The following is a 19615-nucleotide window of genomic DNA, read 5'->3' as shown; positions in this document are numbered from 1 at the left end:
GGCGTCCATGAGGCTGCCCCGATTCCTGGTCCGCTGCGCCGGTCTGGCGGCATTGTTTCTTGCCATGTCCGGGATTGCTCCGGCACTCGCTCAGCGGGAGGTCTATACGTGGCCGGAGCCGGTGGCCGCCGACGATGTCTGGGAGATGAGGCTGGCCCACATCTTCGATGATGGCATCCTCTTCGACGAGAACAAGCGGGAGCGGGTGCTGACCCGCTGGACCAAGCCGATCCGCGTCGTCGTGCGCGGCGACGCCGCCGGGGATTTCCTGGAGCATGTGGATCTGGTCGCAGCCGACCTCAGCGAGGCGAGCGGCATCGAAATCCGGGTCGAAGTCGCCACCCTGAACCGCGGCGACATCGAGTTGATGCTGACCTGGCGCAAGCAGTACTGGCCCTTCTTCGTGTCGCCGGTCAATCCCGACGACCGCGCCTTCACCTGCATCGCCCTGCCGGTCAGCCGCGAGGGGCGGATGGTGCGCTCCGATATTCATATCAATGCCGGCAACACCGGTGACGCCGTGGCCCGCGCCTGCATCCTGGAGGAGCTGCTGCAGTCCTTCGGACTGTTCGGAGAGGTGGAGGACATCTCCACGGCGCTGAACGACCATGTGGGATATCAGCGGTTGGGCGATGCCGACCGCATCCTGGTCCGCACCCTGTATGATGAGCGCCTGACCCCCGGCCTGACGCGCGAAGAGGCGCTGGCCCTGATGCCGCCGATCCTGCGGGAAAAGCTGACCGCCCGATGATCCCGGGCCTCCCAAAAAGAAGGGGCCGCCCGAGGGCGGCCCCAAGTCTGCGGGAGGTGCAAATTGTCGGCGGTCAGAAGCGCGCCCGTGCGCCAACCAACCAGGTCCGCGGCGCGCCGGGAGAGAGGAAGCGCGGATTCTCGAAACCCAGCTCATCCGCCTCTCCGAAGATGCCGAACGTCTCGTAATCCGTATCGAAGACGTTCTGTACCCGGCCGAAAATCTCGATCCTGCCCAGCCTGTAACCGGCCTCGGCATTGATGATCGCGAAGCCGTCCACGGGGTCGTCCAGGTTCGCCTCGTCCCCGCGGAGATAACGGCTGGAAGAGGCGATCAGCTCCGCCCCCACAGTAAACGCGTCGGTCACTGCGACGTCGGCGCCGGCTTTGAAGCTGTGCAGCGGGACACCCGGAATGCGGTCACCCGGTTCCACCGCGATCTCCCCCTCCTCATCCGAGAAGGGATTGTCCGGGGCCTGGATGGACAGGGCGGTCTCGAACGTCGCCTTCACATAGGTGTAGCTGGCATACCAGGAGACGGGACCGATCTCGCCATTGATATTCGCCTCCACGCCCCAGCGCTCGGTATCGCCGACATTGTCGAAATAGCCGGTTCCGACGATGGGACCGGCGGAGATGAAGATGATGTCGTCGCTGTTGCGCGTGCGGAAGCCGGCCACGGACCAGTTCACCATTCCCGCATCGTCCATGTCGAGATCGCCCCGCGCCCCGACCTCGAAGGTCCGGGCGATCACCTCGTCCAGCGGCGGATCGGCCAGGAAGGCGTTGGGGAAGCGGCAGGGCCGTTCCGGATCGGCGCAGGACAGTTCCGCCGGGGTCGGGATGCGCTCGCTCTCCGTATAGCTGCCGTAGAGCGTCACGGCCTTGTTGGCATTCCAGGTCACGCCGACGCCGGGGCTGACGCGGGCATAGGCATGGTCGCCATTTAGGGCCGTGCCGATCTGGTCCCGCAGTTCCAGGTCCGCCCGGTTCCAGCGCAGTGCGCCGGTGACATGCAGGTCTGGGGTCAGCGAGAGGGTATTGCTGACATAGAGGCCGTAGAGCAGGCTGCGCGTCTCCAGCCCGACATTGAACTCCTCGTTCCCGATCTCGATGCCAAGGCTGGTGGTGCCGCGGTCGGGCTGAAGGAAGCCGAGTTCCGAGCCGCTGGCGTAGCTGGTTTCCGCCCAGTCCATGGTGCCGCCGACGATCAGGACATTGTCCATGCCGCCCAGCTTGCCGGTCCAGGCAAGCTGGCCGCTGCCGCCCCAGCTTTCCGTTTCGGTCCTGGTGCGGTTGAAGACGGCGTCGGCGTCGATCTCCTGCTCCAGCACCGGATTGCCGTTGGCGTCCAGCAGGATGGCGGGGTCGCCCTCCACCTCCAGCTCGCCATCCTCCTCTTCCACCTCCGCGCCGAAGCACAGGGACTCCGCCGGGGCGATGAAGCCGGGGATCAGGCCGACAAAGTCCTCGCATTCCTCGAACTCGGCCTGATCGCCATTGACCGTGTCGCGGTCGAGCTTGCGGAAATAGCCGCCGCCCTGGATCGTCAGGCCACGGCCCAGCTCGGTGGAGGCGCGAAGGGTGGCGGCAAACAGCTCGCTCTCGGTTCGGTCCGGATAGGTGAAGACGGCATTCCGATCCACCTCCAGAAGGTCCAACGGGGCCGGGCCGTTGCCGGCCAGCTCCGACCGGGCGGCGTTGAGGCCGAGGCCAATCTCCGTCCCCTCCGCCCGCCATGCCAGATCGGCGTAGCCGCGCAGGATCTCGCTGTCGGTCTGGTCGCGCCAGCCATCATCCTCGACATAGTTCGCGCCGGCATAGATGCCGATATTGTCGCCGACCACGCCGCCGGCTTCCGCCGTGCCGGACAGGCGCCCATGGGAACCGGCCACGACCTCCGCCCCCAGGCCTGGCGCTGTAAAGCCGTTCTTCATGGTCAGAACGACAGCGCCGCCGATGGTGTTCGGCCCGTAGGTGGGGCTGGAGCCTGGGATGACCTGCACTTGGTCGATGGCGAAGGTCGGCAGCAGGTCCCACTGCACGACGTCGCCGAACGCCTCGTTCGCGCGCATGACGCCCTGATAGACGGCGACGCCCTGCGGTTCGCCCAGTGCCGGCGCTGCGGTGAAGCCGCGGACGGTAACGCCCTGTTGCAGGGGATTGCCCAGGCTGTCGACGCTGGAAATGCTGCCCAGCCGGCGGGTCAGCGCCTCCGCCAGCGTACCGGCGCCGGGACGGTCGATCTCCTCATTCCCGAGGGTCACCACATTGGCGGGCACACGGGCCGCAGGCAGGCCGGCGCCGCGCGGGGCGACGCCGATGACGACGATTTCCTCCATTTCCTCATCCGCGGCAGCCTGATCCTGTGCCATGGCGGGCAGGCAGGCAGCGGTGACGAGCAGGGCGGCGGTCGCCCGGAGGACGGATTTCAGGCGCATGAAATATCTCTCCCTGGAACCGGTCCTTCGCTCTGACACATGGTGGAGCGGGACGGCCATTCTTTCTGTGTTGTCAGCCCATTAGGACTGATCGCGGTCAGCACTGCAATCGGACGAATGGCGAAGGCGGAATTCCCGGCCCGGTCGGGACAATTGTCCCGGTTCGTACGGCCGCTTGGCAGATGGCACCGGCGCGGCCTACCCTTCCCCAAATCGATCTACAAGGGCTAGGGAGAAACGGGTGTCGCTGCGGGCGCGGGTGGTCCTGATCGTGATGGCGCTGGCGGCGGCGGCGGCGCTGGCCGGATTCGCCGCCGTGGTGGTGAACGCCCGCGTCGCCGTGCGGGCGGAGACGCTGGCGGCGCTGGACGCGGCGGAGTTCGCCGTGCGGGAACTGGCCCGCGCCGGGGCCGTGACGGATGCCGAAGCCTTGGCCCGGATGCTGGGCCCGCGGGAGCTGCGCCATGTCCATGTCGTCCTGCCCGGCGAGATCGCCCGCCTGTCCCGGCCCCGCGGGCATGACGCCCCGGACTGGTTCGTCCGCATTGTCTGGGACGGGGAGCCGGCCCGCACCGTGCCCGTGGCGGGCGGCGTCGTCATCCTGGAACCCGACCCGCGGGACGAGCTGGCGGAGGCGTGGTCGGACGCGGTGGCGCTGGCCTGGATCGCGGGCGCGGCGCTGATCCTGCTGCTGGCCGCGGTGCATCTGGCCGTCAGCCGGGCGCTCGCCCCCCTGGCCTCCTTCAACCGCGCCCTAGACGCGCTTTCGCGCGGGGAGCGGGACGTGGACCCCAGCACCGCGGCCGTGCCCGAACTGGCCGGCATCGGCGGCCGCATCCGCGCCCTGGACGCCGCCCTGTCCACCGCCCGGCGGGAGAATGCGGAGCTGTCGCGGGTGCTGCTGGACATCCAGGACCGGGAGCGGCGGGAACTGGCGCGGGAAGTCCATGACGAGCTTGGGCCGCTGCTGTTCGGCATCCGCGTGGACGCCCACGCCATCTCCCGCGCGGCGCAGACCGGCGCGCTGGACGGGGCGGAGGCATCGGGACGGGCCGACGCCATCGCCGCAGCAGCCGGCCAGATCCGCGACATCTCCCGCCGCATCCTGGGACGGCTGCGCCCCATGGCGCTGGACCATCTGGACCTGTCGGACGTTCTGCTGGACCTGATCGACGCGCAACGCCGGCAGCATCCCGACATTGCATTCTCGCTGGAAGTCGCACCGGGGCTGGAAGGACTTGGGGAGGCGGTAGACCTCACGGTCTATCGCATCGTGCAGGAGGGTGTGCTGAACGCCCTGCGCCATGGCCATGCCACACGGGTGGCTGTAACCGTCGCCCCAACCGGGCCGGAAGAGCTGGCCGTCACCGTCGCAGACAATGGCAGCGGCTTCCATGAAGGCAGCCCCTTGGGTCACGGCATCGCGGGAATGCGGGAGCGGGTGCAGGCGCTGGGCGGAGAGTTGCGGATCGGCCCCGGCACCGCTGGCGGTACCCTTGTCGCCGCCCGTCTGCCGGCTTCGACCGTCACCAATCTTCAGGAGATCGCGGGATGAGCATGACGGGCTTCGAAGCCCCGGAGGCGGAAACCGGCACCCGCACGATCATGGTGGCAGACGACCACGCCGTTGTGCGAAGCGGCTGCCGCCGGCTGCTGGAGCCGCCGCTGGGCCGCTACCGGGTGCTTGAGGCGGCGGACGGGCGCACTGCGCTGGAACTGGCCGCGCGCGAAGAACCGGATGCCGTGCTGCTGGACCTGAACATGCCCGGCGACCCGAACGGTCTCACCCTGGTCCAGCAACTGGCCGCGACCGGCACCGCCATCGTCGTGCTGTCCATGCATGAGGCCCCGCAGGTGGCATCCCGCTGCCTGGAGGCCGGGGCCATGGGCTATGTCAGCAAGTCCGACGATCCCGACGCCGTGGTGCGGGCGGTGGAGGCGGCTCTGGAAGGCCGCGTGTGGCTGAGCCACGCCATCGCCAACGCCGTGGCCTCCCTGGGCCGCAGCCTGCCCCTGACCCCGCGGGAGCGGCAGATCATGGCCCTCCTGACCGAAACCACGGACCTGGATCAGGTCGCGGCGCGCCTGGGAATCACCTACAAGACGGTAGCGAACACGCTGGTCCGCCTGCGCAACCGCTACAATGTCCGCCGCACTGCCGACCTGGTCCGCATCGCCGTCCAACAGGGCGGCGCGCCGCCGCCGGTATAAGCCCCTTCTCCCCTCGGGGAGAGGGTTGGGGTGAGAGGGTATCGAAGCTTTCGCCGCCATTCCTGCAATGGAAGCCCCCTCTCCCGGCCTCTCCCCGCGGGGGAGAGGGGAAAAGGGCGTGGAGCTCCTACACTATCAACCCGAGCGGCAGGAACGGTACCTCGGTTCCGGCCGGCAGCTTCGTGATCTCCTCCCCCAACTCCATCAGCCCGTCGGCTTCCACCATGCTGGAGAGGATGCCGGCACCATCGCGGGGGAACTTGTGCGCTTCCCAGGCCCCGTCGGCGGCGCGGGCCAGCCGGACGCGCACATATTCCCGCCGGTCCTTCTTCTTCTTGTAGTCGAAGGCGGCACGAACCGCGAATCGCGGCGGGTCTTCTGGGGCGGCCCCCTGCAAGGCCATCACCAGCGGCCGGACGACGTTCAGGAACGTCACCATCACCGCCACCGGATTGCCCGGAAGCCCGGCAAAGGCCGTATTCCCAACCTGCCCCAGCGCCACGGGCCGGCCCGGCTTGATGGCCAAGCGCCAGAAATGCAGCCGGCCCGACGCCTCCACCGCCGCCTTCACATGATCCTCCTCCCCGGTGGACACGCCGCCGGAGGTGAGGATCAGGTCATGGCCGGGTGCGGCCTCCGCCAGGGCGCTGGTGATGGCGTCGCGCCTGTCCCGCAGGATGCCGAGGTCGGTGACGGCACATCCCAGATTGGTCAGCAATGCAGCCAGGGTGAAGCGGTTGCTGTCATACAGCGCCTGGAACGGCCGTTCCGCCCCTGGGTCCACCAGCTCGTCGCCGGTTGAGAAGACCGCCACCCGCAGGGGCGTCCTGACCTCCAGATGCGTCTGGCCCAGCGATGCCGCCAGCCCGATATCCTGGGGGCGCAGGCGTCGGCCGGCGGGCAGCGCCCGGCTGCCGGCGCGCACATCCTCCCCGGCTTCCCGCGAATTGGCCCCACGCTTCAGCCCCGGCCGCAGCACGACCGTGTCGCCGCGCAGCTCCGCATCCTCCTGCATCATCACCGTGTCCAGGCCGGGCGGCATCGGCGCGCCGGTGAAGATGCGTACGGCGGTGCGGGGCGGCGGGGCCTGCTCCATCCGCCCGCCGGCCGCGACCCGCCCCTGGACCGGCAGCACGGTCTCGGCCTCCGGGTCCAGCTCGGCATGGCGGACGGCATAACCGTCCACGGCGGAATTGGCGAAGGCCGGCACGTTAATGGGGGAGATCAGGTCGGCGGCCAGGACTTGGCCCAACGCTTTCAGAAGCGGCGCTCGCTCCACCCCTGTCACGGGCGTGACACGCGCCCGCAACTCCGCCACCGCCGCGTTGATGGAGAGGAGCGGGCCGCCGAAGGCGAAACAGTCGTCGCTCAACTGGGCCATCAGCGCGCCTCCGCCCCGACTTTCAGATCGAACCGGCTGACGACGAAGCCGGCGATGGCCTCCACATCGTTCAGGTCCAGCAGCGGCAGCGGGCAGCCGGGCAGCCGGGCATCGGTCGCCACCGCCACGATGTTCGGGTCGTCGGGATAGAGCGGCGGCTTCCCGACCTCCTCCCGATAGATTTCGATCTTGGGGTGCCCTTCCCGCTTGAACCCCTCCACGATCACCAGATCGACGGGCGACAGCTTGGGCAGCAACTCCTGAAGCGTCGGCTCCGGCTCCCCGCGATGCTCGTGCATCAGCGCCCAGCGATGGGCGGAACCGACCAGAACCTCCGTCGCCCCGGCCTCGCGATGGCGGTAGCTGTCCTTGCCGGGCCGGTCCACATCGAACATGTGGTGGGCGTGCTTGACCGTGGACACGCTGATCCCGCGCCGCGTCAGCGCCGGAATCAACTGCACCAGCAGCGTTGTCTTGCCGCTCCCGCTCCACCCGGCGAGGCCGATCAGCTTCATTCCACTTCCCCTGCGCGCCGGTTCACCGCGCCCAGAGCTGGGCCACCGCGCCGTAGCCGCGAATGTGCGTGTCCGCATGCACCAGGGTCAACCGCTCAATCTGCGCCTGGGCGACGAGCATCCGGTCGAAGGGGTCCTTATGCTGCCAGTCCAGCAGGCCGGCAGCTTCGCCATGACGGCTGAGGATCGGCAAATGAAGAAACCCGTTCCGCTCCACCAGCTCGGTGAGCCCGTGCCGGATTTCCAGCTTGCCTGTCCGCAGCTTGATCGCGATTTCCCAGGGGCTGAGGGCGCTGACAAAGACTCGGCTGTCCGGATTCTCGATTGCCTCGCGTGCCGCTTTGCCGAGCTGCGGCGAATTCGCATCCCACCAGATCAGCACATGGGTATCGAGCAGCAGGTCCATCACTGCTCCTCGCCATCCTCATGATCCCCTTCGAACAGGGCGATCAGTTCGGGATCGGGTTCATCGAAATCATCGGCGATCCAGACCACGCCCAGCACACCGGCGGGCTTGCGCGGCTGCTTAGGCGCGGGCGGTTCGAAGGGCACGAGTTTGGCCTTGGGCTTGCCGTTCTTGGAGATGACGATCTCCGCCCCCGCCTCTGCCTCGTCCACAAGGCTGGAGAGATGGGTCTTGGCCTCATAGAGGTTCAGGGTCTTCATGGCTGTCTCCCGGTTGGCACCCGGTGAGGATGGCCCCGGCGGCGGAGTTGGTCAAGTTGGTCAAACGGAACGCCGGACAAGAAAAAAGGGCGCCGAGGTTGCCCCCGGCGCCCTGTTCCATGTGCCCGGATGCGGACTTATTCCGCCGCAACCGGATGCGGGGTCGGCGTCGGGGCCGTGCGGCCGCTGAACATCTCCTCCACCCACAGATCGTGGTGGGCGCGCGCCCAGTTCAGGTCCACCTGACCGCTGCCCATGGCGGAGAACGCCCCCTCCATGCCCAGCGAGCCGATATAGATGTGGGCCAGGATGATGGCGATCAGCACGACACTCACCAGGGCATGCACCATGTGGCTGAGCTGCTGGCCGGCGATGTCCGTGAACTGGAACGGGAACATCAGGAAGATGCCGCTGACCGAGATGGCGGCGCCGCCCAGGATCACGCTCCAGAAGATGATCTTCTGGCCGCCATTGAACTTGCGGGCATGGGCATGCCCACGGCCGACCAAGCCGCCGCCGGCCTTCATCCAGTCGAGGTCCAACTTGCCGGGAATGTTGTCCTTGACCCACACCAGGAACATGAGGACCACGCCCAGCATGAAGGCGAAGGACAGGTAGTTGTGGGCGTACTTGCCCGCCTGCGCCAGCACTGCGAACCCTTCCGCCCCGATCAAGGGCAGCAGGAGGGAGCGGCCGAAGCTGATGTTCAGCCCGGTCAGGCCCAGCACGATGAAGGTGCTGGCCGTCAGCCAGTGGGCGAAGCGCTCGAAGCCGTTGAAGCGGGTCACCGTGCGGCCGGACGCCCCGCCTTCGATGCGGATGCGGCCCCGGATCAGGAAGAACCCTGCCAGCACCGCCAGCATGCCGAGGATGGCGATGCCGCCGATGAGCTTTGACTGCTCACGCCAGAAATCGCGCCACGCCTTGCCTTCCGGCTGGATCAGCGTGGCGGACCGGGCGTCCGGGATGCTGACCCGGCCGGCGAGGTTGCCCTGGAGCTGCTGGAAGAGCTGAACCTCCTGCTCCGTCATCTGCGTGGCGGCGGGCTGGTCCGGCATCTGTGCCAGAGCCGGGCCGCTTGCAACCAGCGGAAGGGCGAGAAGGCCGGCCGCCATCAGGCGGCGGGCTTGGATCATGATATCCCGCATGATGTATCCTCCCCTTTCCGTCAGACGCCGCGCGTGTCGGGATAGGCCGTGGACCATCCCCAGGCGCCGCTGCCATAGCCGCGGGTCACCACGCGCTCCTTGTAGATGGAGGCGATGATGTCGCCGTCGCCGGCCAGCAGCGCCTTGGTGGAGCACATCTCCGCGCAGAGCGGCAGCTTGCCTTCGGCAAGGCGGTTGGAGCCGTACTTCTCGTACTCCGCCGGGGTGACGTCCTCTTCAGGGCCGCCGGCGCAGAAGGTGCACTTGTCCATCTTGCCGCGGCTGCCGAAGTTGCCCAGCTGCGGATACTGCGGCGCGCCGAACGGGCAGGCGTAGAAGCAGTAGCCGCAGCCAATGCACAGATCCTTGTTGTGCAGCACGACATTGTCGGCGGTGGTGTAGAAGCAATCCACCGGGCAGACGGAGGCGCAGGGCGCGTCCGTGCAGTGCATGCAGGCCATGGAGATGGAGCGCTCCTTGCCCACTTCGCCGTCGTTCAGCGTGACGACGCGGCGGCGATTGATGCCCCACGGAACCTCATGCTCGTTCTTACAGGCCGTGACGCAGGCGTTGCACTCGATGCAGCGCTCGGCGTCGCAGAGGAACTTCATTCTTGCCATTTATGCCTCCTCTCGCCTCACGCCGCCTCGATGCGGCAGAGCGTGCACTTGGTTTCCTGCATCGCGGTGACGGGGTCGAAGCCGTAGGTCGTGATAGCGTTCACGCTGTCGCCCAGCACGATCGGGTCGGTGCCCGGCGGATAGTTGCCGCGCTGGCTCTCCCCCTCCCAGAAGCCGGAGAAGTGGAAGGGCATGAAGGCGACGCCCTTGCCGACGCGGTTGGTGACCAGCGCCTTGACCCGGGCCTTGCCGTTCTCGGGCCCGTAGACCCAGACCATGCCGCCATCCTTCACGCCGAGACGCGCCGCGTCCTCGGTATTGACTTCGATGAACATGTCCTGCTGCAGCTCGGCCAGCCACTTGTTGGACCGCGTCTCCTCGCCGCCGCCCTCGTACTCGACCAGACGGCCGGAGGTGAGGATGATCGGGAACTTCTCGTTGATCTTTTCCTGGACCGCGTTGGACTGGACGGTCTTGCCGATATTGACGACGCGGAAGTCGCGCTTGTCATCCAGCGTCGGGTACTGCGCCACCAGTTCGGGGCGGGAGCTGTAGATCGGCTCGCGGTGGACCGGCACCGGGTCGGGCAGGTTCCAGGCCACGGCGCGGGCCTTGGCGTTGCCGTACGGCACGCAGCCATGCTTCATCGCCACCCGCTGGATGCCGCCGGAGAGATCGGTCGCCCAGGAGACGGTGTCCGCCTTCTCGCCGCCGATGCGCTCGATGGTGGCGCGCTCCGCCTCCGTCAGGTCGACGTCCCAGCCCAGCTTCTTCAGCACGCCGTAGGTGAATTCCGGATAGCCGTCCTGGATTTCCGAACCCACGGAGTAGCTGCCCTCGGCCAGCAGGGTCTGGCCGTCCTTCTCCACGCCGAAGCGGGCGCGGAAGGTGCCGCCGCCTTCGAGCACATGAAGGTGCGTGTTGTAGAGCACATGGGTGCCGGGGTGCTTCTGCTCCGGCGTGCCGAAGCAGGGCCAAGGCAGGCCGTAGAACTCACCCGCCACCGGAGTGCCGGGCTTGCCGCGCAGGGTCACCATGTCGAAGTCGGCCTGGTGCGCCATGTGCTGCTTCAACCGCTCCGGCGACTGGCCGGTATAGCCGATGGACCAGGTGCCGCGGTTGATCTCGCGCAGGATATCCTCGGGCACCGGCTGGTCGCCATTGACCTGGATGTTCTTGAACATCTCCTGCTCGATCCCGAGCGCCTTCGACAGGAGGTACATGACCTCGTAGTCGTTCTTGCTCTCGAAGATCGGGTCCACCACCTTCTCACCCCATTGGAGCGAGCGGTTGGAGGCGGTGCGGGAGCCCGAAGTCTCGAACTGGGTGCAGATCGGCAGCAGGTAGGTGCCGTCCTTGCGCTCGGACACGGCGGCGAAGGTGGTCGGATGCGGGTCGGCGATGACCAGCAGGTCCAGCTTTTCCAGGCCCTTGCGCATCTCCGGCATGCGGGTGACCGTGTTGCCGCCATGGCCGAAGACCACCATGCCGCGCATGCGGTCCGGCTGATCGACATCCTTGGCGTCCGCCAGCACCGCATCGAACCAGCGGGTGGTCGGGATGCCCTTGTCCTCCATCAGCTTCTTCTTGGCGTCCCGGTCCATGGACGCGGTGCCGAAGCGGTTGAGGACCCACTCGTAATCCAGCTCCCAGACGCGCGACCAGTGCTTCCACGCCCCCTCCGCCAGGCCGTAATAGGCCGGCAGGGAGGTGACGTCGAGGCCGAGGTCGGTCGCGCCCTGCACGTTGCAGTGGCCGCGGAAGATGTTGGTCCCGCCGCCCTCGATGCCGACATTGCCGGTGGCGAGCTGCAGGATGGACAAGGCGCGCACATTGGCCGTGCCGACTGTGTGCTGGGTGATGCCCATGCACCAGATCAGCGTGGCGGGCTTGCTGGTCGCCATCACCTGGGCGATGCGCTTCACCTGCTCGCCCGGAACGCCTGTGACGCGCTCAACCTCTTCCGGCGTCCACTTCTTCACCTCGGCGCGGACCTGGTCCATGCCATGGACGCGCTGGGCGATGTATTCCTTGTCCTCCCAGCCATTCTCGAAGATGTGGTACAGCATCCCCCAGATCAGCGGGATGTCGGTGCCCGGACGCAGCCGCACATATTCCGTCGCGTGGGCGGCGGTGCGGGTGAAGCGGGGATCGACCACGATCATCTGGGCGCGGTTCAGCTCCTTGCCGCGCAGCACATGCTGCAGCGAAACCGGATGCGCCTCGGCGGGGTTGCCGCCGATGATCATGATGGCCTTGGAATTGGCGATGTCGTTGTAGCTGTTCGTCATCGCCCCGTAGCCCCAGGTGTTCGCGACACCCGCCACCGTGGTGGAGTGGCAGATGCGGGCCTGGTGGTCGACGGAGTTGGTGCCCCAGAGGGCGGCGAACTTGCGGAACAGGTAGGCGCCTTCGTTGGAGAACTTGGCGCTGCCCAGCATGAACACGCTGTCCGGGCCGGACTGGTCGCGGATTTCGGTCAGCTTGGCGCCGATCTCGCTGATCGCCTGCTCCCAGGAGAGGCGCTTCCACTCCCCGCCCTCGAGCTTCATCGGGTACTTAAGGCGGCGGTCGCCATGCACCAGCTCACGCACCGAAGCGCCCTTGGCGCAGTGGGTGCCGCGATTGATCGGGCTGTTGTAGGTCGGTTCCTGACCGACCCAGACGCCGTTCTGCACTTCCGCCGTCACGGTGCAGCCGACCGAGCAGTGGGTGCAGATGTTCTTCTTGATCTCAACCGGGACGCCGGGCGTGTAGGGCCCCGCCTCCGCCTTGCGGATCGTGGAGAAGGACAGGGTCCCGACCGCGGCGAGGCCGCCGGCCGCGAGGCCCGAGTTCCGCAGGAAGGCGCGGCGGTCGAGTGCCGCGCCCCGGGCGGCGCCGGCCAGGGCGGCGGCCATGCGGCCGCGCTGCACGCCGGATGTGGATGTCGAACGTTTCACCAGCATGTGGCGTCCTCCCCGATCAGTACCGGTTGGTCCGGTAGTAGGTCTTGACGTGGTCGGTTTCCTGGTAGCGGGCCTTCACCTGCTCCTCCGCGGTTTCCTTCGCCACGGCCGGGCCGGCCACCACCAGCGGCGCCGCGGCCGCAGCCCCGGCGGCACCCAGGCCGATCGCCTTCAGCACGTCGCGGCGCACGACCACCTTGTCGTTCCTGTCCGTCGCCATGACCTTCTCCTTCCCGTTCATCTGCCGGTACGTTCCTGTCTCAAGCCCCTAGCGCGAAGCCCTCGGCCTCGATGCCCATGAAAAGCCGCCCCGCCGTGCCGACCGGCTGGTAGAGCAGCGCGTTCTCAGCCTTTTCCAGATCCGCGAAGAAGCGGCCGGCCCAGGGCGCGATGTGGCGGTCGAAGAAGGCCCGCTGATGCGCCAGGTCAGTCGCGAACTCGCCGGCGATCAGTCCGGCCATCATTTCGCAGAGGGAACCGATGTGGTCTTCCGGATCCTTGTTGCCCGCCGCGCGTTCAATACCAAGCGCGGCCATGTCCTGACGCAGGCGCGCCAGCGGCTTCTCGTTCAGGAATCCGGTGATGTAGTAGGAAGCGTAGGGCAGCAGCTCGCCCCGGGCGACACCGATGAACAGGCCATGGTATTCTCGTTCCGCCCGGCGCTCATCCGTCTCCACGGCGCGCGCGGCCAGCGTGCGCAGGGCATTGCCCAACGGCGTGCGATCGCCGCCCAAGCCGGCGACGCGGTCCAACAGCTCCTGCGAAGGCGGCCGCGTCAGCAGCGCCCCGAGCAGGGACCAGAATTGAGCGCGCATGACATCGGCGTCGTCGAGGGGAGCCCCACCGACGCCGACAGGATCAGTCGCGCGGCCGTGTGGCCCGCCTGCCATCCTGATTGCCTCCCGAACCGCGTGCGGGCAGCCTTTTGAGCTACCCCGTCCTCTAGGGCTGGGCTTTTTTTAGAGCGTTTCCAGCCTTACCCGAGATAATAGGCGCATTGGTGGCAAACGCAACACTTGTTCGCTGGACGGACCACACGGCGAAATGCCCGGAAAGCAATCGCCCGACGGTTGGTGGATTCAGCTTTTCACTGATGTAAGGCTTCGCAGTGCGATACAGCACTCGAAAGCCGGAAGACGCAGTTTCTGGCAGTCTAGCCTTGCCTTGCTGAAGCGATTTCAGCGCGGTGCAGCACCGCCGTGGCGACGTCGTCTTTGCGGGGCTTCCGGCTCTGTCTTCAGCAGGATCACCCCTTCTGCGTTTTTATACTCCGAATTTTCACCCCCGATCTCGCCAACCTTCTGATTTTCGGAGATCGATTGGGTAAGGACCGGAACCGGCTCCTCTGACGGAAGCCGCAGGTGGTCGTCGGGCGGCGGCAGGTCCGGAGCGTTCTGAACGTTCGATTCAGTCGTGGATTCATCCCCTTGCGCCTCGGCAACCTGAATCTGTTCCGCCGGGTCCTGCGGCTGGGGTTTGGGCTCGGGGTCCGAACCGCCGAGCAATCGGTCGAGCAGCTTTTTCACGTCGTCGGTGGGAAGAAGCTGACCATAGCCGGGCGCATTGAAGTCCCAGTCGTAATCCGCCACCTCGCGGAAGTTCGCGATCACCGGGTCGCTGGTCCACGCCCTGCGGAGCGCGGCGTTGCGGAGGACGAGCGGAACCCCCTTTTTCAGGAACGGCGTGAAATCACTGCCGGGACCCAGTGTTTCCAGCGGGGGAAGACTCTCCAGATCGACTTCCGGCTCCTCCACCGGAGCGGGCGCGGCCTGTTCCTCCGGCGTCGGCTCGGCCGGTCGTATTTCGGTCTTCCGGGTTTCCCGCTTCAGCCGGGCCCAACGTCCCAGGAAGCCGCCGGATTCGTCGTCATGGTCACTCATCCTCATCCTCCCAGCCGGCCTGCCGGCGCCCGCGTTGCTCCTCCGCGGCGAGGCCCCGGACGCCCAGCGCATCCGGGTCGGCACGGTCGCGCTTCCGCTTCCACTCCATCCGCTCGACATGGTGCTGCGCCACGAAGGCCGACAGCCAATCGAACACCAGCGGCGGCATCGGCAGCCGCTCCACCAGATCATCGCCGGTGTCGGCATGGGAATGCGCCTCCGCCGGGTCGATGGTGGCGAGGTACAGGGTCCAGCCGCTCAACGTGTCGGCACGGCGCAGCACCACATAGACGGAGGGCTCCGGCGCTTCGACATTGTGCTTGTAGGTCCTGGTATCCCCGCCGGAATAGGCCACCAGCTCCGCCGTGCCGGCGTAATAGCGCACAATCTCACCCCTTGGCCCCTGCTCCCGGCCCAGCTCCGTCCAGGGCGCGACCATCGGGCTGCCGGGCAGCACCGCCACGGCGCGCCAGACATGCTCCTGCCATTTGGTCACCCCCGGCTGCCGCTCCACCACGACGCCCACGGGCATGCGCTCGACGATCATACTTGGCCTCCACCAGGGACGAGTGCGCCGGTGCAGGTTTCCATCACCTTTCCTGAAGACCTTCCGTTCACTGTACCCCCTCCCGCGCGAACGGCAGCCCCAGCAGCAAATTTTGCGGCTTCAGGCGCAGCAGCCGGTCGTGCGTCATCGCCATCGCAAGGTAAACGGGGCGGCCGGCCACATGGTCCGCCATGTCGGCCGGATCGGCGAATTCCAGCCGGAACAGGGAGAGCACGCGGGCAAGGTCCGCCTGCGGCACCTCCTCCCCCTGCCACATCGCGTTCAGAATCTTCGTCGCCTCGGCATCCAGCCCGACATGCCAGACCCAGCGCTCATCCCGGATGGTCTGGACCGGCTGGATCGCGACCTTGACCTGCATGAAGTGCCAGACCCACCGCTCCAACACGCGGCAGAGCGCATCCAGACCCGGCCGGGTGAAGCTGGCGTCCAGCACCATGTCGAACTGGTCGGAGCGCTCCCAGTACCTGTCCGCATTCTCCTCGTTCAGCACGTCAAGGTCTACGGCGCGCGGCTTGGTGCCGGATTCGGCCAGGAGCTGCCCCAGCCCGCCGAAACCGCCGGTCTTGGAGCGGTGCTCCACCGTCTCCTCGTCCGCCAGCAGGATGCCGCCTTCGGAGATGCTGACCTTCTGCTCCCGGAACAGGCATTCGGCCGCGCGCAGCTTGAACGGGTCCGTCTCCCCGTCCAGCATGTTGCGCAGGATCAGGTGCACCATCTGGTCCAGGAACAGGCGCGGGACCCGGCCCACCCCTTTGCGCATCAGGGACAGGTATCCGGCCTCCAGCGAGGGCTGCGCCGCCAGATGGTCGCGGAAGCCCAGCAAGACCTCGTAATTCTCCCGCCCATCCGGGTCGGCCAGCGTGGCGAGCCTAGCCTTGTCCACCTGCATCAGCGGATCGGCCAGCAGATCGCGGTAGAGCTGGCGCTCATTGGCGCAGCTCTCCGGCACCGGGGCCATTTCGGGCCGGGCCAGATAGGCTTTCAGGAAGTCCGGCGTCACGGCCAGCCCGCCGCCCTCCGTCCGGTCCATCAGATGGTGGCCGGAGCTGATCCAGAAATCACGACTCATCGCGGTGCCGTATCCTCATTCTCGTCATCCTCCGCCACAATGTCCCAGATGGCGGCATGGGGCTTCTCGCCCTTGGCATCGATCACCCGCACCTGCTCCCGGATGCCGCCGTCATCATCGACAGAGCGGGAAATGGCGAGCAGGGTATTCACCGGATGATCCCGGCACAGTTCGGCGGCGAATGCCACCTCCTCCGCCGCCACGGGCCGGGCCGCGTCCAGGGAGGGGGCGCCGTAGCGCTCCACGAAACGGGCGGCCAGCCTTTCCACCACGGCGTCATGGTCGGCGGCCGTGGCGCTGGCGACGCTGACGAAGGTGGACCAGCCGAAGCTGTCCACCCCCAGGAACCCGCTGCCGAAGGCTTGGCGCGGCTTGCCGGTCAGCTCCCGCGGGTCCCCGCCCAGGAAGGCGAAGGAGCCGGTGACCGCCCACTCCCCCGGCTCCGCCGCCTCGCCGAACACCAGGGGGTCGGTCTGGTCCATGCGGATGGTCCTGGGCAGCTTCACAGCTCCGCCTCCGCCAGTGCCAGGCCGGCCGCCAGGTCGCGGCGGCGCGGCTTGGTGCTGCCGGGGTCCAGCAGCAGGAGGTCGCCATTCTTCGGGTCCAGCCCGTGGCGCACATCGCCGTTCTTGATGTCGAGGGGAAGATGCGACAGCCACTCGCTCGCGACCGGTTCCGCCCCCTCCTCCAGCCAGCGGCTGATCCAGTTCAGCAGGTGCCGGGCGAAGGCCTCCGCCAAGGCGGGGGCGGTGACATCGCCGAATCCCTCCTCATACAGCGCGGTGCGGTCGGGCGTGCGGCCGGGATCGTCCAGCGTGCCCGGAAAGCGCAGCCTTATGGCCACGCCGGCCACCAACCATTCCGGGACCTCGTCGTCCGGCTGCTCCGGCGCCACCAGCCGCACCTGCCCCACCACGGCCCCGTCCAGCACCAGCCGGTCGGGCCATGCGAAGGTGATCGGCTTGTAGGGCGGCCCCAGCACGCCGAGCGCGTCGGCCATGCCCACCATGGTCACATAATGGGCGAAGCGGGCGGCGCGGAGGTTCATCTCCGGCTCGAACACCACGGCCACGCTGAACCGGTCGGCATCGCGCGACCAGGACAGGCTGCCCGCCCCGGCCCCCGCCCTGGCCGACGTCACGGCATGGCGCAATGCATCGCCGCCCACGGTGACGGGCGTGAAGAGGGGCGGAAACACCGGGTCGGTATCGGGGTCCGCGAACGGAATCGACATGAGGCAGGCTCGCTTTCATCCCGAAGGAATGGCAGGGCGTGAATATCTGTTGTCTCTACGTTAATGACAAGCAAGCCCGCGGAACGCTACGGTAGGCCGATTTGGTCCGCGCCGCTGATTTCCGGATCGCGCGGACATGTGGGAGGCATGATGAAGATCGAGGGCCGTACGGTTCTTGTCTGCAATTGCGAAGGCACCATGACCCTGGACGGGGCGGCCCTGGGCCGCGCCTGCGGGTCGGACGACTCGCCGCGCATCGCGACGCAGCTCTGCCGGGCGGAGCTGGACCGGGTGGGCCGCGCCGCGGCGGCCGGGCCGCTGCTGATCGCCTGCACCCAGGAAGGGGCGGTGTTCGAGGAAGCGGCGGAGGAGACCGCCGGCGAGTCCTACAACATCCGCTTGGTGAATATCCGGGAGCGGGCGGGCTGGTCCTCCGAAGGGGAGCAGGCCACGCCGAAGATCGCCGCCCTGCTGGCGGAGGCCGCGCTGGGCACGCCCGACGTGCCGGTGATCGGGCTGAAGTCCGAGGGCGTCGCCCTGATCTATGGCCGCGACGAGATGGCCATCGAGGCGGCGCGCCAGCTATCCGACAAGCTGGACGTGACCGTGCTGCTCTCGAATCCGGCGGATGTCGTTCCGCCGCGCGCCACGAACTTTCCGGTCCTGAAGGGCACCATCCGCGCGGCCAAGGGCTATCTGGGCGCGTTCGAGATCGTGGTGGACGACTACGCCGTCCCCGCCCCCTCCTCCCGCCGGGTGCTGGCGTTCGGGGCGGCGCGCAACGGGGCCTCGTCCCAGTGCGACATCATCATCGACCTGTCCGGCGGCACGCCCCTGTTCCCGGCCGCGCACAAGCGCGACGGCTACCTGCGCGCCGATCCCGGCAGCCCGGCGGAGGTGCAGAAGCTGCTGTTCAAGGCGGCGGACCTGTCCGGTGAGTTCGACAAGCCGCGCTATGTCAATTACCGCGAGGATCTGTGCGCCCACAGCCGCTCGCGCAAGACCGGCTGCACCCGCTGCCTGGAAGTCTGCCCCACCGGCGCGATCACGCCGAACGGGGACCATGTGGCGATCGACCCCTTCATCTGCGCCGGCTGCGGGTCCTGCCACGCGGTCTGCCCGACGGGCGCCGCCACCTATGCCATGCCCGGTCCCAACCACATGCTGGAGCGGGTGCGGGTCCTGCTGACCACGTATCTCGGGTCCGGCGGCACCGCGCCGGTCCTGCTGGTCCATGAGGGGGAGCATGGGGCCCCGCTGATCGACCTGCTGTCCCGCTGGGGCGACGGGCTGCCGGCCCGGGTCATCCCCTTCCAGGTCAACGAGATCACCCAACTCGGCATCGAGTTCTTCGCCACGGCGCTTGGCCATGGGGCGGCGGAAATCCGCATCCTGACCGGCAAGCGCCGGCGCGACGACCTGCTGGCCCTAGCGAAGGTGCTGGGCCTTGCGGAAACGCTGGCGAGCGGGCTCGGCTACGGTACCGGCCGCGGCGCGCTGATCGAGGCGGACGATCCGGACGAGCTGGCCTTCGCCCTGTCCACCCTGCCCCGCCGGGACGGGACCGCGACGCCGAAGACCTTCCTGCCCATGGGCGACAAGCGCAGCCTGATGAAGCTGTCGGTCCGCCAGATGCACAAGGCGGCCCCGCAGCCCATCGACATGCTGCCGCTGGCGGCCGGCGCACCCTTCGGCACGCTGGACATCGATGTGGAGGGCTGCACCCTCTGCCTCGCCTGCGTCGGCGCCTGCCCCACCGGCGCCCTGTCCGACAATGCGGACCGCCCGGCGCTGAGCTTCACGGAGGATGCCTGCGTCCAGTGCGGGCTGTGCAAGAACACCTGCCCCGAGAAGGTGATCAGCCTGTCGCCCCGCATGAACCTCACCGACGCGGCGTTCAGCCCCGTGCTGGTGAAGGAGGAGGAGCCGGCGCACTGCATCCGCTGCAGCAAGCCGTTCGGCACCAAATCCACGGTGGAGCGGATCGTGAAGCAGCTTGCGGACAAGCACTGGATGTTCGCCGGCCCGAACAACCCGGCCGACCGCATCCGCATGTGCGCCGACTGCCGCGTCATCTCCGTCACCGAAAGCGGGATGGACCCCTATACCGGTCCCGCCCGTCCGAGGACCATGACGGGCGAGGATTATCACTGAGCAGCGCCCGCCTCGCCGAACCGGAAGACG

19 protein-coding genes are annotated in these 19615 nt (G+C 67.8%); 4 read left to right on the top strand and 15 right to left on the bottom strand.

Annotated elements, in window-relative coordinates:
• Nucleotides 1-7 precede the first annotated feature (7 nt).
• The gene (locus DOL89_RS03475; RefSeq protein ID WP_162937306.1) at nucleotides 8-751 is read left to right on the top strand and encodes a DUF2927 domain-containing protein; all 744 of its coding nucleotides are present in this window, start codon (nucleotides 8-10) and stop codon (nucleotides 749-751) included.
• 73 nt (nucleotides 752-824) lie between these two features.
• Here the strand turns inward: DOL89_RS03475 and DOL89_RS03470 are convergent, their stop codons facing one another.
• A complete protein-coding gene (locus tag DOL89_RS03470; RefSeq protein WP_162937305.1) occupies nucleotides 825-3191 on the bottom strand; it encodes a TonB-dependent receptor in 2367 nt (788 codons plus the stop codon).
• 241 nt (nucleotides 3192-3432) lie between these two features.
• On the opposite strand from DOL89_RS03470, the gene DOL89_RS03465 reads away from it, so the two are divergent.
• Nucleotides 3433-4746, top strand: coding sequence for an ATP-binding protein (locus DOL89_RS03465; RefSeq protein ID WP_119677891.1), 1314 nt, complete (start codon nucleotides 3433-3435; stop codon nucleotides 4744-4746).
• On the top strand, nucleotides 4743-5402 hold the full coding sequence (locus DOL89_RS03460; protein WP_119677890.1) for a response regulator transcription factor: 660 nt from the start codon (nucleotides 4743-4745) through the stop codon (nucleotides 5400-5402). The genes DOL89_RS03465 and DOL89_RS03460 overlap by 4 nt, the downstream gene beginning before the upstream one ends.
• Nucleotides 5403-5529: 127 nt before the next feature.
• Here DOL89_RS03460 and DOL89_RS03455 read toward each other — a convergent pair whose 3' ends face one another.
• From DOL89_RS03455 to DOL89_RS03390, 14 genes are all read right to left on the bottom strand, one after another.
• Complete coding sequence (locus DOL89_RS03455) at nucleotides 5530-6783, bottom strand: molybdopterin molybdotransferase MoeA (RefSeq protein WP_119677889.1); 1254 nt, start codon at nucleotides 6781-6783, stop codon at nucleotides 5530-5532.
• On the bottom strand, nucleotides 6783-7298 hold the full coding sequence (gene mobB / locus DOL89_RS03450; RefSeq protein WP_119677888.1) for a molybdopterin-guanine dinucleotide biosynthesis protein B: 516 nt from the start codon (nucleotides 7296-7298) through the stop codon (nucleotides 6783-6785). Before mobB ends, DOL89_RS03455 begins: the two co-directional genes overlap by 1 nt.
• 22 nt (nucleotides 7299-7320) lie before the next feature.
• Nucleotides 7321-7704 carry a type II toxin-antitoxin system VapC family toxin gene (locus DOL89_RS03445; protein WP_205574626.1) on the bottom strand — a complete coding sequence of 128 codons (384 nt, stop codon included), beginning with the start codon at nucleotides 7702-7704 and terminating at the stop codon, nucleotides 7321-7323.
• Nucleotides 7704-7964 (bottom strand): type II toxin-antitoxin system Phd/YefM family antitoxin, encoded by a 261-nt coding sequence (locus DOL89_RS03440; protein WP_119677886.1) that lies wholly within the window; start codon nucleotides 7962-7964, stop codon nucleotides 7704-7706. The genes DOL89_RS03445 and DOL89_RS03440 overlap by 1 nt, the downstream gene beginning before the upstream one ends.
• A gap of 137 nt (nucleotides 7965-8101) precedes the next feature.
• Nucleotides 8102-9112 (bottom strand): formate dehydrogenase subunit gamma, encoded by a 1011-nt coding sequence (locus tag DOL89_RS03435; protein ID WP_205574625.1) that lies wholly within the window; start codon nucleotides 9110-9112, stop codon nucleotides 8102-8104.
• A 20-nt stretch (nucleotides 9113-9132) separates the two neighbouring features.
• A complete protein-coding gene (gene fdh3B, locus DOL89_RS03430; protein ID WP_119677885.1) occupies nucleotides 9133-9732 on the bottom strand; it encodes a formate dehydrogenase FDH3 subunit beta in 600 nt (199 codons plus the stop codon).
• A 17-nt stretch (nucleotides 9733-9749) separates the two neighbouring features.
• Nucleotides 9750-12680, bottom strand: coding sequence for a formate dehydrogenase subunit alpha (locus tag DOL89_RS03425; RefSeq protein WP_119677884.1), 2931 nt, complete (start codon nucleotides 12678-12680; stop codon nucleotides 9750-9752).
• A 16-nt stretch (nucleotides 12681-12696) separates the two neighbouring features.
• A complete protein-coding gene (locus tag DOL89_RS03420; RefSeq protein ID WP_119680212.1) occupies nucleotides 12697-12900 on the bottom strand; it encodes a twin-arginine translocation signal domain-containing protein in 204 nt (67 codons plus the stop codon).
• 40 nt (nucleotides 12901-12940) lie between these two features.
• Complete coding sequence (locus DOL89_RS03415) at nucleotides 12941-13570, bottom strand: TorD/DmsD family molecular chaperone (protein ID WP_205574624.1); 630 nt, start codon at nucleotides 13568-13570, stop codon at nucleotides 12941-12943.
• Between the two features lie 288 nt (nucleotides 13571-13858).
• Complete coding sequence (locus DOL89_RS03410) at nucleotides 13859-14560, bottom strand: DUF3306 domain-containing protein (protein WP_162937304.1); 702 nt, start codon at nucleotides 14558-14560, stop codon at nucleotides 13859-13861.
• A complete protein-coding gene (locus DOL89_RS03405) occupies nucleotides 14553-15107 on the bottom strand; it encodes a DUF3305 domain-containing protein (RefSeq protein WP_119677882.1) in 555 nt (184 codons plus the stop codon). Before DOL89_RS03405 ends, DOL89_RS03410 begins: the two co-directional genes overlap by 8 nt.
• 67 nt (nucleotides 15108-15174) lie before the next feature.
• Nucleotides 15175-16197, bottom strand: coding sequence for a DUF6352 family protein (locus DOL89_RS03400; RefSeq protein ID WP_119677881.1), 1023 nt, complete (start codon nucleotides 16195-16197; stop codon nucleotides 15175-15177).
• On the bottom strand, nucleotides 16194-16679 hold the full coding sequence (locus DOL89_RS03395; RefSeq protein ID WP_119680210.1) for a DUF6505 family protein: 486 nt from the start codon (nucleotides 16677-16679) through the stop codon (nucleotides 16194-16196). Before DOL89_RS03395 ends, DOL89_RS03400 begins: the two co-directional genes overlap by 4 nt.
• Before the next feature lie 20 nt (nucleotides 16680-16699).
• Nucleotides 16700-17431, bottom strand: a complete 732-nt coding sequence (locus tag DOL89_RS03390; protein ID WP_119677880.1) for a biotin/lipoate--protein ligase family protein — start codon at nucleotides 17429-17431, stop codon at nucleotides 16700-16702.
• Between the two features lie 147 nt (nucleotides 17432-17578).
• On the opposite strand from DOL89_RS03390, the gene DOL89_RS03385 reads away from it, so the two are divergent.
• On the top strand, nucleotides 17579-19585 hold the full coding sequence (locus DOL89_RS03385; RefSeq protein WP_119680209.1) for a 4Fe-4S binding protein: 2007 nt from the start codon (nucleotides 17579-17581) through the stop codon (nucleotides 19583-19585).
• Nucleotides 19586-19615: the final 30 nt, after the last annotated feature.

Origin of the sequence: Indioceanicola profundi (assembly GCF_003568845.1) — a bacterium.
Taxonomy (GTDB): Bacteria; Pseudomonadota; Alphaproteobacteria; order Azospirillales; family Azospirillaceae; genus Indioceanicola; species Indioceanicola profundi.
Note: the sequence above shows the minus strand (reverse complement) of the source record. Positions and strands in the feature narration are given on the sequence as shown.

Excerpts from the sequence above, each read along its gene's own strand:
- DOL89_RS03475 (WP_162937306.1), top strand. The coding sequence starts at position 8 with ATGAGGCTGCCCCGATTCCTGGTCCGCTGCGCCGGTCTGGCGGCATTG.
- DOL89_RS03470 (WP_162937305.1), bottom strand. The coding sequence starts at position 3,191 with ATGCGCCTGAAATCCGTCCTCCGGGCGACCGCCGCCCTGCTCGTCACC.
- DOL89_RS03460 (WP_119677890.1), top strand. The coding sequence starts at position 4,743 with ATGAGCATGACGGGCTTCGAAGCCCCGGAGGCGGAAACCGGCACCCGC.
- DOL89_RS03455 (WP_119677889.1), bottom strand. The coding sequence starts at position 6,783 with ATGGCCCAGTTGAGCGACGACTGTTTCGCCTTCGGCGGCCCGCTCCTC.
- mobB (WP_119677888.1), bottom strand. The coding sequence starts at position 7,298 with ATGAAGCTGATCGGCCTCGCCGGGTGGAGCGGGAGCGGCAAGACAACG.
- DOL89_RS03445 (WP_205574626.1), bottom strand. The coding sequence starts at position 7,704 with ATGGACCTGCTGCTCGATACCCATGTGCTGATCTGGTGGGATGCGAAT.
- DOL89_RS03440 (WP_119677886.1), bottom strand. The coding sequence starts at position 7,964 with ATGAAGACCCTGAACCTCTATGAGGCCAAGACCCATCTCTCCAGCCTT.
- DOL89_RS03435 (WP_205574625.1), bottom strand. The coding sequence starts at position 9,112 with ATGCGGGATATCATGATCCAAGCCCGCCGCCTGATGGCGGCCGGCCTT.
- fdh3B (WP_119677885.1), bottom strand. The coding sequence starts at position 9,732 with ATGGCAAGAATGAAGTTCCTCTGCGACGCCGAGCGCTGCATCGAGTGC.
- DOL89_RS03425 (WP_119677884.1), bottom strand. The coding sequence starts at position 12,680 with ATGCTGGTGAAACGTTCGACATCCACATCCGGCGTGCAGCGCGGCCGC.
- DOL89_RS03420 (WP_119680212.1), bottom strand. The coding sequence starts at position 12,900 with ATGGCGACGGACAGGAACGACAAGGTGGTCGTGCGCCGCGACGTGCTG.
- DOL89_RS03415 (WP_205574624.1), bottom strand. The coding sequence starts at position 13,570 with ATGGCAGGCGGGCCACACGGCCGCGCGACTGATCCTGTCGGCGTCGGT.
- DOL89_RS03410 (WP_162937304.1), bottom strand. The coding sequence starts at position 14,560 with ATGAGTGACCATGACGACGAATCCGGCGGCTTCCTGGGACGTTGGGCC.
- DOL89_RS03405 (WP_119677882.1), bottom strand. The coding sequence starts at position 15,107 with ATGATCGTCGAGCGCATGCCCGTGGGCGTCGTGGTGGAGCGGCAGCCG.
- DOL89_RS03400 (WP_119677881.1), bottom strand. The coding sequence starts at position 16,197 with ATGAGTCGTGATTTCTGGATCAGCTCCGGCCACCATCTGATGGACCGG.
- DOL89_RS03395 (WP_119680210.1), bottom strand. The coding sequence starts at position 16,679 with ATGGACCAGACCGACCCCCTGGTGTTCGGCGAGGCGGCGGAGCCGGGG.
- DOL89_RS03390 (WP_119677880.1), bottom strand. The coding sequence starts at position 17,431 with ATGTCGATTCCGTTCGCGGACCCCGATACCGACCCGGTGTTTCCGCCC.
- DOL89_RS03385 (WP_119680209.1), top strand. The coding sequence starts at position 17,579 with ATGATGAAGATCGAGGGCCGTACGGTTCTTGTCTGCAATTGCGAAGGC.